The sequence below is a fragment of the Streptomyces sp. NPDC048290 genome (assembly GCF_040652095.1).
Classification (GTDB): domain Bacteria; phylum Actinomycetota; class Actinomycetes; order Streptomycetales; family Streptomycetaceae; genus Streptomyces.
Window position 1 is genome coordinate 212,439 of the sequence record NZ_JBEZLM010000002.1, and the last position, 13,426, is coordinate 225,864.

Consider the following 13,426-nt stretch of genomic DNA (forward strand, 5'->3'; position numbering starts at 1 on the left):
GGTTCGGGCTGGTGGGGGGCCGTGGGGCATGATGGCCGTATGTTCGGAAGCAAGAAGAATGAGCCTCCCCTGGTGTTCGTGCGGGACGCCGGTCAGGTGACCGGCGCGCTGCGTCGCGCACTCGACGCCACCGACGCCGATGCCGGGGAACGGGCCGGGCTGGAGCGGGCGTTGGCCATCGCCGAGGAGGTCGGGGCCCTGCCCGAGGAGGAGTTGCAGAAGCGCTGGGTGCGCGAGCGGCTCGATTCCGCCGGGTACCAGGGCAAGGGCGACACGGTCGAGGCGGTCAAGGCGCTGCGGCAGTCCGTGCCGGGGCTGAGCCTGCTGACGGCGACCCAGCTCGCCCGTTCCATCGACTGACACAACTACATCCGGAGAATACGTACGGTGCTGCCTGGCGGCCGGTGTGGTGTGCCGTCAGGTCAGCCGTTTCTCGAACCAGTGCCCCGCGTAGGCGTGCTCGCTGTACGGGGGGATCTCCGTGTAGCCCGTCGCCCGGTACATCGCCTGGGCCGCCTTCAGGGACGGGTGCGTGTCCAGCCGTACCGTCGGCCAGTTCCTGCGTACGGCCTCCGACTCCAGGGCTTCCAGCAGGCGGCGCGCCAGGCCCAGACGGCGGGCCTCCCGGTGCACCCACACATGCTTGATCTCGGCGACGCCCGGCTCCAGACGGCGTAGACCGCCGCAACCGACCACCCGGTCCTCCTCGTACGCCACGAAGAACGCGCCCGCGTCGCCCGAGACCTCCTCGGCGGTGACCAGGTCCGCCGGGTCGTAGCCCTCGGGGAAGAGCACATCCAGGTCGGCGGCGTACGACGCCAGCGCGGACCGGGCGTCGGGCGCGGCGCCGGGCACCGGGACGACGGTGATCGCCGCCAGCCGCAGCAGCCGTGCCGTGGTCGCCAGGGAGTCGGTCAGCAGGGTGCGCTGGGCCGCCGTCAGCCGGTCGAGGACCCCTGCCGCCAGGGCGTCCGCGCGCCGGTTCTGTTCCCCGACCTCCGTCCGCCCCGCCGGGGTCAGTTCGATCGTGCGCAGTCGGCTGTCGTCGGGGTGGACGCGCAGCCGGACCATGCCCTGCGTCTGGAGCGCCTTGGCCATCCGGCTCAGATAGCCGGCGTCCAGGCCGAGCCGGGCGCGCAGCTCCTTGAGGGACGCCCCGTCTCCGTTTCCGTCCCCGTCCCCGATCTCGAACAGCAGTCGGGCCTCGCCGAGCGGGCGGTCCTGGCCGAGGTAGTGGTCGTCCAGGGCGCCGATACGGCGGGTGAAGTAGCGGTTGAAGCGGCGGAACGCCGCCACGTCCTCCGGTACGCCGGGGTGGTTCGCCTCGTGGTCCTGTCTCATATTTCTTTGACTTTAGTCAAAGGTTCTGGCGGCGTCTATGGCGTCTAAGGGGCGGGCTCATGTGGGCGGGCTCGGGGAACGGGTTCAGGTGGGCCGGGTTCATGGGACCGGGTTCATGTGGACGGGGTTCAAGGGATCGGGTTCATGTGGACGGGGTTCATGGGAGCGGGCTCATGTGGGGCGGGCTCGTGGAGGCGGGGGAGCGGTGGGTCCGCGAGCCCCGACCGGTCCGTCGTCCGCCCCTCACCACTCCGTGCTGCCCGGTGGAATCCGGCGGGTCACCATCAGCCGGTTCCAGCTGTTGATCGCCGTGATCAGGGCGATCAGATGGGCGAGGCGCGGGGCGTCGAAGTGGCGGGCCGCCTCCTCGTACACCGCGTCCGGGACGGAGCCCTTCCCGGAGCCGGGCGGGGTCAGGACGGTGATCGCCTCCGTGAGGGCCAGCGCGGCCCGCTCCCGGGCGTCGAACTCCGCGCCGGACTCCTCCCACGCGGCCAGCAGATCCAGCTGCCGCTCCCGCACCCCGTGCCCCCGGGCCAAGGTGAGATGCATGTCCAGGCAGAACGCGCAGTGGTTGAGCTGCGAGGCCCGGACCTGGACGAGTTCGGCGAGCGCCGGGTCGCCGAGACCGCGTTTGGCGGCGGCGCTCACCGACTGCATCGCCCTGCGGACGTCCGCGTCCAGCGCGGTGCTGCGGGCCGTCACCTGTGGGCGGCCGGGCGGTAGTGGCCCGGGGTCATCCGGGTGGTCACACCGAACCGGTTCCAGGCATTGATCACCGTGATCGCGGCGATCAGCTGGGCCAGCTCCGGCTCCTCGAAGAGGGCCGCGGCCCGCTCGTACACCGCGTCCGGGACGAACCCGTCGGTCAGGACGGTGACCGCCTCCGTCAGCTCGATCGCCGCGAGCTCCTTCTCGGTGTAGAAGTGCCGGGACTCCTGCCAGGCGGGGAGCTGCATGATCCGCTCCACGCTCTCCCCGGCGGCGAGCGCGTCCTTGGTGTGCATGTCCAGACAGAACGCGCAGTGGTTGAGCTGCGAGGCGCGGATCTTCACCAGCTCGTACAGCACTGGGTCCAGGCCCTGCTTGGCGGCGGTGTCCAACCGGATCATCGCCTTGTAGACCTCGGGCGCGTTCTCGACCATGTTGAGGCGCGGGGGAACCTCCGGCGCATACCCCGTCTTCTGTTCTGCCGTCTTCTGCTCGGTCGTGGTCATGTTCTCGACCCTACGAGCGATCCGGCCCGGGAGTATGGTCCATTTTCATGGAGAAGGAGTGGGCCACTTCGGCGGGCGGCCTCGGGATCGATCTGCATCTGGCGCCCCTGCCGTCCGGCGGCGGACTGCGCCGGGGCCTGACCGACGCCCTGCGCGAGGCGGTACGCGGCGGTCGGCTGGCGTCCGGCACCCGGCTGCCGTCCTCCCGGACCCTCGCCGCGGACCTCGGCGTCGCCCGCAACACCGTCGCCGACGCCTACGCCGATCTGGTCGCCGAGGGCTGGCTCACCGCACGGCAGGGCTCCGGCACCCGGGTCGCCGACCGTCCGGCCTCCGCGCCGCCCGCGCGCCCGGCCACCGTCCCGCGCGCCCCCGGCCGCCCGGTCCGCGACCTGGAGCCCGGCTTGCCCGACCTCGGCTCCTTCCCGCGCGCCGAGTGGCTGAAGGCGGCCCGCCGCGCGCTGGCCGACGCCCCGAACGATGTCTTCGGCTACGGCGACCCGCGCGGCCGTCCCGAACTGCGCGCCGCGCTCGCGGGCTATCTCGCCCGCGCCCGGGGCGTACGGACCGACCCGGAACGGATCGTCGTCTGCTCCGGCTTCGTCCATGGCCTCGGTCTGCTCGCCCAGGTGCTGCGCCGCCGCGGCCTGGACACCCTGGCGGTGGAGGCGTACGGCCTCGACGCGCACTGGGACCTGGTCGAGCGGGCCGGGCTGACCACACTGCCGATGCCGCTCGACGACCATGGCATGGTCGTGGAGAGCGGCTCGCCCGCCCTCGGTGTCGGAGCGGAAGCCGCCCTCGGTGTCGGAGCGGAAGCCGCCCTCGGCGCCGGAGCGGAAGCCGCCCTCGGCGCCGGAGCGGAAGCCGCCCTCGGCGCCGGAGCGGAAGCCGCCCTCGGTGCCGGAGCGGCAGTCGCCGCCGGTGTCGGAGCGGGAGCCGCCGCCGGTGCGCCGTCCGTCCCGAGGGCCGTTCTCACCACCCCCGCGCACTCCTTCCCGCTCGGCCACGCCCTGCGCCCCGAACGCCGCTCCGCCCTGGTCGACTGGGCGCGGCGGACCGGCGGACTGGTCCTGGAGGACGACTACGACGGCGAGTTCCGCTACGACAGACAGCCCGTCGGCGCGCTCCAGGACCTCGCCCCGGACCATGTGGTCTACCTCGGCACCGCCAGCAAGTCCCTCGCCCCCGGACTGCGGCTGGGCTGGCTGGTGCTGCCGCCGGGCCTGGTCACGGAGGTCGTGGACACCCTCGGCGCCAGCGCCACAGGGACGGTGGAACAGCTCACCCTCGCCGAGTTCCTGACCTCCGGGGCGTACGACCGTCATGTGCGCGCCGCCCGGCAGCGGTACCGGCGGCGCCGGGACGCGCTGGTCGCCGCGCTCGCCGTGCGCGCGCCGGAGGTGACGGTCACCGGTATCGCGGCCGGGCTGCACGCCGTACTGCGGTTGCCGCCCGGGACCGAGGAGTCGGTGGTCCGCGCCGCCGCCTGGCAGGGACTGTCGGTGTTCGGACTCTCCCGCTTCCGGCATCCACGCGCCCCGCACCGCTCGGCGGACGCGCTGGTCGTCGGCTACGCCACCCCGCCGGACCACGCGTGGTCGGGGGCGCTGGAGGCGCTGTGCCGGGCGCTGCCGTGAGAGGAATCGAGGGGGTCGGTCCGACGGGTGGGCGCACTCCGTGGTCGCGCGAGTACGCTGCCCGACAGGAAGCCGGTCAAATGATCGTATTGCCGGAAGGGGTGGCCCCATCACCGAAACCCCGAGCCTCGCGGATCTGCTGCGTCGGCACCGGCGGGCCGCGCGGCTGACGCTGGAACAGCTCGCCGAGGCCGCCGCGGTCAGCGCCCGCACCCTCTCCGATGTGGAACGCGGCCGGAGCACGGGGCCGCAGCATCGGACCGTCACCGCCATCGCCGGAGCGCTCGCCCTGTCCGAGGAGGACCGGCGCCAACTCATCGAACTGGCCCGGGACGGGCGGCTCCGCGACCGCTGGACCCGCCCCACCGGACTGTGCGAACTCCCCAGCTCGGTCGCCGACTTCACCGGCCGGGCCGCCGAACTCGCCTGGATCGACGGTCTGGTGCACGCCGAGTCGCTGCCCGGCGTCCCCCTGGTCGGACTGATCACCGGGTCCGCGGGGCTCGGCAAGACCGCCTTCGCGGTGCGCGCCGCCCACGTCCTGCGGTCCGGCTTCCCCGGCGGGGTGTTCTTCCTCGACCTGCTCGGCATGTCCCCTCGTCCGCTCGCCGTCGACGACGCCCTGGCCCTGCTGCTCGGCGCGCTCGGTGTCAGCGAACCGCAGCTGCCCGCCGACACCCTCGGCCGCGCCTCCCTCTACCGCGCCCGGACCCGCGACCAAGGCATCCTGGTCGTCCTCGACAATGTCGCCTCGGAGGAGCAGGTACGGCCGCTGCTGCCGGGCGGCGGCCGGGCCGGAGCCCTGGTCACCAGCCGCCGGCTGCTCGCCGGACTGGAAGGCGTACGACGGCTCGCCCTCGGTCCGCTCCAGCCCACCGAGGCCACCGAACTGCTCTCCGGCATCGTCGGCGAACGCTCCACCACCGACGGGGAGTCCGCGCTCGCCCGGCTCGCCCAGCTCAGCGGCGGACTCCCGCTCGCCCTGCGGATCATCGGCAACCGGCTGGTCAGCCGCCCCGGCTGGAGCACCGCCGACCTCGCTGCCCGGCTCTCCGACGAACGCCGCCGCCTCGATCAGCTCAAGGCCGGAGACCTGAAGATCGCCAACGCGTTCGCCATGTCGTACGAACAGCTGCCCGGCTCCGCGCGGCGGGTGTTCCGGCGGCTCGGCGCCGTGCCCGGCCATGACTTCGACGCGGTGCTCGCCGCGGTGGCCGGTGACACCTCCATCGAGGACTCGTGGGACGCCCTCGACGAACTCGTCGACCTCGGACTGCTCCAGGACACCGGGTCCGGCCGCTACCGCCTCCATGACCTCGTCGGCCTGTTCGCCCGCGATCGGCTCCAGCGGGAGGAGACCGCGCCCGAACGCACGGCCGTCACCGACCGGACGACGGCCTGGCTGCTCGACATGGCCATCACCGCCGGACGCTGGTTCGAACCCGCCTACGGCAGCCCCCAAGGACCCGACCCCGAACTCCTCGAACTCGCCTCCCTGGACGAGGCCGACCGCTGGCTGCGCGCCAACGCCGACAACTGGCTGGCCGCGCTGCGCACCGCCGCCGCCGAGGGGCGGCACACGGCCGTCCTGGACTGCGCCGAATCCATGCACTGGTACTCGGACCGCTGGATACACGCCCCGCACTGGCACGAGGTGTTCAGCCTCGGCGCCGCCGCGGCTGCCGCGCTCGGCGATCTGCCCCAACACGCCACCCAGCTCAACTATGTCGCCTGGGTCTACATGATCCCGCTGCGCGATCCGGAGACCGGCCTGCGCCATGCCCGCGCGGCCCTGGAGATCGCCGAGCGGGGCGAGGTCACCGCCCAGATCGCCTGGGCCCACCAGTACGCGGGCATCGCGCTGCGCAGCCTGGGACGGCTCGGCGAGGGCGCGGTCGAGTCCCGGCAGGCCGCCGAACTCTTCTCCCGGCTCGGCGACATGGACTCCTACACCTCCTGCGTCACCAACGTCGGCCACTGCATGCACGGCAGCGGCCGGTACGCGGAGGGGCTCCTCCACTACGGCGAGGTCCTCGACGTCCTCGACGACGCACAGTCCGGCATGACCCCCAGCATCGCCGCCCTCGCCCGGCCGCACGCCCTCGGCTACTACGGGTGGTGTCTGAAGGAGCTGGGCCGACGCGCCGAGGCGATCGCCGCGCTCACCGAGGCCACGGAACTGCTGACGGCGTTCGACGCGAACTTCCGCCAGGGGCAGTTCCTGGAGTCCCTGGCGGATCTGCTCGCACAGGACGGCCAGGGCGAGGAGAGCCGACGTACCTATGCGCGGGCGGCGGACATGTACGAACGGACGGGAGACGAGGAGGCGGGCCGCCGCTGCGCGGCCTTGAGCGGCGGCCCGGCACCAGACACGCCATAGCCGCAGCGGGCGTGATCGTGACGGCGACTGGTTGTGCACGGCGGCTCGTTCTCCTTTCGGGCTAGTTCTGCGTGCTGTTCTGCATGGTGTGTGCCGGGGACCGGCGGTTGACTCGACGGTGTCGGACAGGCGGCGGGTCTGTCCTCCGGGTGGGAGCGGCCATGGCGACAACCAACAACATCGTGCTGGTCCACGGCGGTTTCGTGGACGGGTCCGGCTGGCAGGGCGTCCACCAGCAACTCACCGCCGACGGCTTCCACGTCGATGTCCTCCAGCACCCCACCCTCTCCCTCACCGGTGATGTCACCCTCACCCACCATGTCCTCGACGCCCTCGACGGCCCCGCCCTCCTGGTCGGCCACTCCTACGGCGGTGCCGTCATCACCGAGGCGGGCAACCACCCCAAGGTCGCGGCCCTCGTCTACATCGCCGCCTTCGTCCCCGAGAAGGGCGAGTCCGTCGCCACCCTGACCGCCGACCCGGCCCCCGGCGCCCCCGTCCCGCCGATCCTGCCGCCCCGCGACGGATTCCTGACCCTGGACCGGAAGCGGTTCGCCCCTTCCTTCGCCGCCGATCTGCATCCCGCCCAGGCCGCGTTCATGGCCGACGCCCAGGTCCCCTGGGGTGTCGACGCCCTCGCCGGGACGATCACCCAGCCGGCCTGGCGCACCAAGCCCTGCCGGTACCTCGTCGCCACCGAGGACCGCATGATCCCCCCGGCCGTCCAGCGCCGGATGGCCGAACGCGCCGGAGCGACCGTCTCCGAGACCCCCGGCAGCCACGCCGTCTACATCTCCCGCCCGGCCACGGTCGCGGCGGTCATCGCGGGCGCCGCGGAGGGCTAGCCCTCCGCCCATCCCGCAGCGGGGAGGGCGGCGCCGACGCTACGGGGGTGGCGTCGGCGCCGCCGGAGCGCGACCATCCGCCACCGCGCCCGGCACGGGACGCCCTACGCCGCCAGCTCCGCTCTCAGCTGGTCCAGGCCCCACCGCAGATCGTCCTGGCTGATCACCAGCGGCGGGGCGATCCGGATCGTGTGCCCATGGGTGTCCTTGACCAACACGCCCCGCTCCATCAGCCGCTCCGCCACCTCCCGCCCCGTGCCGTGCTGCCGCGCGATGTCCACGCCCGCCCACAGTCCCCGCCCCCGCACCGCCGTGATCTGACCGCCCCGCGCCAGCGCCGCCAACTCCTCGTGCAGATACCGGCCCAGCTCCGCCGCGCGCTCCTGGAACTCGCCCGACCGCAGCATCGCGATCACCTCCAGCGCCACCGCGCACGCCAGCGGATTCCCGCCGAACGTCGACCCGTGCTCACCCGGCCGGAACACCCCCAGCACCGCCGCGCTCGACACCACCGCCGACACCGGCACGATCCCCCCGCCCAACGCCTTCCCCAGCACATACATGTCCGGCACCACCCCCTCGTGCTCACACGCGAACGTCTTTCCCGTCCGCCCCAGCCCCGACTGGATCTCATCCGCGACGAACAGCACCTCCCGCTCCCTCGTCAGCTCCCGCACCGCCGGCAGATAGCCCTCCGGCGGCACCACCACCCCCGCCTCGCCCTGGATCGGCTCCAGCAGCACCGCCACCGTGTTCTCCGTCATCGCACCGCGCAGCGCGGCCAGATCCCCGTACGGCACGATCTCGAACCCCGGTGTGTACGGTCCGAAGTCCGCCCGTGCCTCCCGGTCCGTCGAGAAGCTGATGATCGTCGTCGTACGGCCGTGGAAGTTGTCCGCCGCCACCACGATCTTCGCCATCTCCCACGGCACCCCCTTCACCCGGTACCCCCACTTCCGGGCAGTCTTCACCGCCGTCTCCACCGCCTCCGCCCCCGTGTTCATCGGCAGCACCAGCTCCATCCCGCACAGCTCCGCCAGCTCCCGGCAGAACGCCGCGAACCGGTCGTGGTAGAACGCCCGGGACGTCAGCGTCACCCGCTCCAGCTGCGCCTTCGCCGCCTCGATCAGCCGCCGGTTGCCATGCCCGAAATTGAGCGCCGAGTACCCGGCCAGCAGATCCAGATAGCGCCGACCCTCCACATCCGTCATCCACGCTCCCTCCGCCGCGGACACCACCACCGGCAGCGGGTGGTAGGTGTGCGCGCTGTGCGCCTCCGCGGCGGCGATCAGCTCCCGCGTACGCGGGCCCGGGGACCCGGGGGAGGACGGGGACGACATGGGCGGCACGGGCGGTGTCGGGGACATACCAACCTCCGGAAGACGGACCTCGGCTCCTATCGGGATCGTCGGCCAGACCCCATCCCTTGAGAACCGGATCTTGAGAACCAGCCGATCACAGAACCGGTCCACGGCCCCGCGCCCACCCCCGCTCACCTCCAGGTCTCCCCCGTCCGACGGGGTTCCGGCTCGCCCGCATGGTGGACTTCTGGACCCGGGCCCGCGCCGACGCCGGTAGGCTGGCCGCGGGCCGTGACTGGCGTGCTGGGATGGGACCGACCATCGGGGAGCGGCCCCGGCAGAACCCGCGGAGGCGTATCCGTCGCCGGGGAACTGCCGAGCGAGTGCCGTGCGCCTGGGCCGAACCGTGAACCGTGTCCGCGTCAAGCCGCACCGCCCGGAGGCCGAGATGTCCGACCAGCAGCCCCTGTCCACCGAATCCGCCGCGTTCCGCGCCACCCTCGATGTGATCCGCGGCGTCGAGCCCCGCGTCGCCGACGCCATCGGCCAGGAGCTCCAGGACCAGCGCGAGATGCTCAAGCTGATCGCCTCCGAGAACTACGCCTCCCCGGCCACCCTCCTCGCGATGGGCAACTGGTTCAGCGACAAGTACGCCGAGGGCACCATCGGCCGCCGCTTCTACGCGGGCTGCCGCAATGTCGACACCGTCGAATCCCTCGCCGCCGAGCACGCCCGGGAACTCTTCGGCGCCCGTCACGCCTATGTCCAGCCGCACTCCGGCATCGACGCCAACCTCGTCGCCTTCTGGGCCGTGCTGGCCGACCGGATCGAAGCGCCCTTCCTTCAGAAGACCGGCGTCCGCCAGATCAACGACCTCTCCGACGCCGACTGGGCCGAGCTGCGTCAGTCCTTCGGCAACCAGCGCATGCTGGGCATGTCCCTCGACGCCGGTGGCCACCTCACCCATGGCTTCCGCCCGAACATCTCCGGCAAGATGTTCGACCAGCGCTCCTACGGCACCGACCCCGCCACCGGCCTCCTCGACTACGACGCCCTGCGCGCCTCCGCCCGCGAGTTCAAGCCCCTGATCATCGTCGGCGGCTACTCGGCCTACCCCCGGCTGGTGAACTTCCGCATCATGCGGGAGATCGCCGACGAGGTCGGCGCGACCCTCATGGTCGACATGGCCCACTTCGCCGGTCTGGTCGCCGGCAAGGTCCTCACCGGTGACTTCGACCCCGTACCGCACGCCCAGATCGTCACCACCACCACCCACAAGTCGCTGCGCGGCCCGCGCGGCGGCATGGTCCTGTGCGACGACTCCCTCAAGGACCAGGTCGACCGTGGCTGCCCGATGGTCCTCGGCGGTCCGCTCCCGCATGTCATGGCCGCCAAGGCCGTCGCCCTCGCCGAGGCCCGTCAGTCCTCCTTCCGCGACTACGCCCAGCGCATCGTCGACAACTCGCGTGCCCTCGCCGAGGGCCTGATCCGCCGTGGCGCCACCCTGGTCACCGGCGGCACGGACAACCACCTCAATCTGATCGATGTCGCTACCTCCTACGGTCTGACCGGCCGCCAGGCCGAGGCCGCCCTGCTCGCATCCGGCATCGTCACCAACCGCAACGCCATCCCCTCCGACCCCAACGGGGCCTGGTACACCTCCGGCATCCGGATCGGCACCCCCGCCCTGACCACCCGCGGTCTCGGCGCCGGGGAGATGGACGAGGTCGCCGCCCTGATCGACCGGGTGCTCACCGCCACCGAGCCCGGCACCACCAGCAAGGGCGCCCCCTCCAAGGCCCAGCACATCCTGGACCCGAAGATCGCCGACGAGATCTCCCACCGCGCCACCGACCTCGTCTCCGGCTTCCCGCTCTACCCGGAGATCGACCTCGGCTGACCGTCCAGCCCGATCGCTCCCTTCCGTCCGTTCCGTCCGCCCCGCCCGTCGATTCCGTGTCGACGGGCGGGGCGCGCCAGTCCTCAGGCGGCCGTCGGGAGACAGGGCCTCATCGGGCCGCGCACGGCACGGTCATATGTCCCGCAGCTCCTGACGCGGGCCGCCTTCCCTGCGGCGCAGCCGGGCCGTCTCGATGGTGGCCGGCAGGCGCAGCGCCAGCGGTCGCAGCGCCAGGGCCAGCACCGCCCCGGCGGCCAGGCCCGGCAGGGCCCACCACCAGTCCTCCGTGTCACTCGCCGTGGTCGCCGCCGCTGCCGGACGGGACGACTCCGCGGCCTGCTCGGCCGTCGGCTCCGCCGCCGGTTCCTCGGCGATCCCTTCGGAGTCCAGCTCCAGCGGGGCCGGGAAGACACCGCTGGAACCCCCGTCGGAGAACTTGCCCACCACTCCCAGCTCCGAGAGCAGCGCCCTCAGCGCCAGCGGGTCGGCAGCCAGGTGCCATGTGCCGGTCTCCACCGGCGGGTTGAGCGTCGTGTAGATCCAGACGGTCTCGGAGTCGGGTACCAGGAAGACCCGGTCGAAGCGGTGCGGTGATATGTCATGGGCCATCCAGGTCACATTGATCTGCCGTGTCTGGGCCTCCTGCACCCTCGGCGGTGCGGTGGACGAGCCTTTCCCCGGCGAGCTCAGCAGACCTTCCAGCTTTCCGTACTCCTCGTCCGAGTAGTACAGCGCCGCCGACTCCAGGCTCTGCGGGGAGACGATCAGCACGCTGGTCGGTCCCCCGGCCGACGCGCCAGGCGCCGCCCACAGCAGCAGGGCGAACGCCGCCGCCAACGCCATGGCCGCCGCCGTCAGTTCATGGAACGTCCCTCTCCATCTGTTCAGCATCCCCTGCCCCAACCGGACGGTTCCTCCGCGGCCCGTCCCCGGGCCGCCTGTCACTTCTGGTACACCGCCCGACCCCTTCGGGTTCCACACTTCGGCCGACCGATTTCAACGCCTCCTGTCCGACGCCTTCGGGCCCCTGCCCGATGCCTGCGCACCGCCTGTCCGACGCCTTCGGGCCCCAGGCAGGTGCCTGCGCGCGCCCTGCCCGACGCCTCCGCGCCCCCTGCCCACGCCCTCGCGTACCCCTCACTCCGCGTCCCGCAGCGAGTCGGCGATCTTCACCGCCCGCTCCTTGGCGTCCACGCCCTCCAGCCGCAGTGTGAAGCTCCGGGTCCCGGCCTCATGGGTCCACAGCAGCGTCGGGCCCGCTGTGCGCCGCTCGCGGGAGAAGCGGTCGCCGTCGGGGGCCAGCACCCAGTAGCTCAGCTCATGCGGCTCCGGGAACCACAGGGCGAGGTCGTCGCTCACGCTGTCCGCGTCCCTGGGCGGCAGTGAGAGCCACTCGGGCTGCTCCCGCACCCGCTTCACAAAGCCCAGGTCGAGCACGCCCTGGTCCTGGTCCAGCCGGATCGTCCCGCCCGGCTCGCTCCAGCACAGGGTCAGCAGGAATCTGCGGTCCGACCCGGCGGTGACCGCCACGCCGTCCGGCTCGCCCAGCGCCTCCGGGACCAGCGGACGCCAGCCCGCTCGCCGCTCGGCCTCCGCCACCGACACCGTGCTGCCGCAGCCGGGCACCTCGGCGGGGGTCGGAGCGGGGGCCGACGGGTCGTAGCGCACCTCGACCCCGCCGAAGTCGAACCAGTCGAGGACCGCCGCCCGCACCGGCGGGGTCAGCGCGAGCACCGCCAGCACGGCGCAGAGCGTCGCGGTGAGCGAGCGTCTGCGCACCCGCGTCCAGCGGCGGGCGGCGCGGAACCCGTCCCGGAGCCGGTCCCCGGGTCTGGGGGGCTCGGGCGGCTCGACCGCGAGATGCTCGGCGAGTATCTGCCCCAGCACCCGTTCGACCATCGTCTCCGGGGCGTCCGGTCCAAAGGTGTCCAGGGAGCGTCCGAGGGAGCGCAGCTCCTCGGGCAGCCCCGGGGGCACCCCGCGTGCCGTACGTTCTCCGTCGTCCGCCCCAGGGGACCCGTCGTCGGTGTGTCCGGGCTCACTCATCCTCGTCACCTCCCCTCCCTGGCCGGAAGTCCGGCAGCAGTCGGCCCAGCTTGCACAGCGCGCGATTCAGCCGGGACTTCACCGTGCCCCGCGGCCAGTCCAGGATCTCGGCCGTCTCGGACTCGTCCATCTCCAGCAGATAGCGGTACGTGACGACCTGGCGGTGCTCCTCGCTGAGCTGCTCCATGGCGGCCAGCAGGGCGTCACGGCGCTCTGTCTCCAGCGTCGCCACCGCGGGGTCCGCCGACTCCGGTATCAACGGCTCGGCCTCCGCGAAGGCCGCCTCACGGCCGGCCAGCGTGCGCTGCCGGGCCGCCGTACGCACTGTGTTCCTTGTCTCATTGGCGACGATGGACATCAGCCAGGGCTTGAACGCCGAGCCGTCCTTGAACCGGCCCAGCGCGCAGTACGCCTTGATGAACGACTGCTGCACCACGTCCTCCGCGTCCGCGCCCGCTCCGAGCGCCGCTGCCGCCCGCAGGGCCGTGCCTGTGTGGGCACGGACCAGCTCCGCGTACGCCTCCTGCTCTCCGGCGCGTACGCGGGCGATCACCGCGGCCTCATCGACGATGCGGACCCCCTCCCGCGTGTTCACATTCTTGGTACACCGCCCGGCCCGGATCGGTTCCCATCACGGCACCACGGATTACGGGAGCCGCGAGGAGTGCGCGCGGGCTCAGGTCGGGAGGAGTGGAGCGGCCAGGGGCGTGCGGAGGGGGAGCACGGGGCGCACACCTACGGAGGAGGGGCGCGCGG

The 13,426-nt window shown here is 72.6% G+C and carries 12 protein-coding genes; 5 read left to right on the plus strand and 7 right to left on the minus strand.

All coding sequences use genetic code 11. From position 1 onward, the window contains the following. Positions 1 to 39: 39 nt before the first annotated feature. On the plus strand, positions 40 to 360 hold the full coding sequence (locus AB0D49_RS03200) for a hypothetical protein (protein ID WP_362749813.1): 321 nt from the start codon (positions 40 to 42) through the stop codon (positions 358 to 360). Positions 361 to 417: 57 nt separating this feature from the next. Here the strand turns inward: AB0D49_RS03200 and AB0D49_RS03205 are convergent, their stop codons facing one another. From AB0D49_RS03205 to AB0D49_RS03215, 3 genes are all read right to left on the minus strand, one after another. Further along, positions 418 to 1,341, minus strand: coding sequence for a helix-turn-helix domain-containing GNAT family N-acetyltransferase (locus tag AB0D49_RS03205; protein ID WP_362749816.1), 924 nt, complete (start codon positions 1,339 to 1,341; stop codon positions 418 to 420). A 243-nt stretch (positions 1,342 to 1,584) separates the two neighbouring features. Continuing rightward, the gene (locus tag AB0D49_RS03210) at positions 1,585 to 2,046 is read right to left on the minus strand and encodes a carboxymuconolactone decarboxylase family protein (protein WP_362749819.1); all 462 of its coding nucleotides are present in this window, start codon (positions 2,044 to 2,046) and stop codon (positions 1,585 to 1,587) included. Continuing rightward, the gene (locus tag AB0D49_RS03215) at positions 2,043 to 2,558 is read right to left on the minus strand and encodes a carboxymuconolactone decarboxylase family protein (protein ID WP_362749822.1); all 516 of its coding nucleotides are present in this window, start codon (positions 2,556 to 2,558) and stop codon (positions 2,043 to 2,045) included. Before AB0D49_RS03215 ends, AB0D49_RS03210 begins: the two co-directional genes overlap by 4 nt. A gap of 47 nt (positions 2,559 to 2,605) precedes the next feature. On the opposite strand from AB0D49_RS03215, the gene AB0D49_RS03220 reads away from it, so the two are divergent. The 3 genes from AB0D49_RS03220 (at position 2,606) to AB0D49_RS03230 (ending at position 7,423) form a co-directional block, all read left to right on the plus strand. After that, positions 2,606 to 4,198: a PLP-dependent aminotransferase family protein gene (locus tag AB0D49_RS03220; RefSeq protein WP_362749825.1), complete on the plus strand. Its 1,593-nt coding sequence runs from the start codon at positions 2,606 to 2,608 to the stop codon at positions 4,196 to 4,198. Positions 4,199 to 4,238: 40 nt separating this feature from the next. Further along, positions 4,239 to 6,578 (plus strand): helix-turn-helix domain-containing protein, encoded by a 2,340-nt coding sequence (locus AB0D49_RS03225; RefSeq protein ID WP_362749828.1) that lies wholly within the window; start codon positions 4,239 to 4,241, stop codon positions 6,576 to 6,578. A 161-nt stretch (positions 6,579 to 6,739) separates the two neighbouring features. Next, positions 6,740 to 7,423 carry an alpha/beta hydrolase gene (locus AB0D49_RS03230; RefSeq protein ID WP_362749831.1) on the plus strand — a complete coding sequence of 228 codons (684 nt, stop codon included), beginning with the start codon at positions 6,740 to 6,742 and terminating at the stop codon, positions 7,421 to 7,423. A gap of 104 nt (positions 7,424 to 7,527) precedes the next feature. On the opposite strand, the gene rocD is transcribed toward AB0D49_RS03230, so the two are convergent. Continuing rightward, positions 7,528 to 8,763 (minus strand): ornithine--oxo-acid transaminase, encoded by a 1,236-nt coding sequence (gene rocD, locus AB0D49_RS03235; RefSeq protein WP_362750744.1) that lies wholly within the window; start codon positions 8,761 to 8,763, stop codon positions 7,528 to 7,530. 409 nt (positions 8,764 to 9,172) lie between these two features. On the opposite strand from rocD, the gene AB0D49_RS03240 reads away from it, so the two are divergent. Then, a complete protein-coding gene (locus AB0D49_RS03240) occupies positions 9,173 to 10,624 on the plus strand; it encodes a glycine hydroxymethyltransferase (protein WP_362749833.1) in 1,452 nt (483 codons plus the stop codon). 132 nt (positions 10,625 to 10,756) lie between these two features. Here AB0D49_RS03240 and AB0D49_RS03245 read toward each other — a convergent pair whose 3' ends face one another. The 3 genes from AB0D49_RS03245 to AB0D49_RS03255 form a co-directional block, all read right to left on the minus strand. After that, positions 10,757 to 11,515, minus strand: a complete 759-nt coding sequence (locus AB0D49_RS03245) for a hypothetical protein (protein ID WP_362749836.1) — start codon at positions 11,513 to 11,515, stop codon at positions 10,757 to 10,759. Between the two features lie 246 nt (positions 11,516 to 11,761). Beyond that, a complete protein-coding gene (locus tag AB0D49_RS03250; protein ID WP_362749838.1) occupies positions 11,762 to 12,670 on the minus strand; it encodes a hypothetical protein in 909 nt (302 codons plus the stop codon). Then, positions 12,663 to 13,265, minus strand: coding sequence for a sigma-70 family RNA polymerase sigma factor (locus AB0D49_RS03255; RefSeq protein WP_362749841.1), 603 nt, complete (start codon positions 13,263 to 13,265; stop codon positions 12,663 to 12,665). The genes AB0D49_RS03250 and AB0D49_RS03255 overlap by 8 nt, the downstream gene beginning before the upstream one ends. Positions 13,266 to 13,426: the final 161 nt, after the last annotated feature.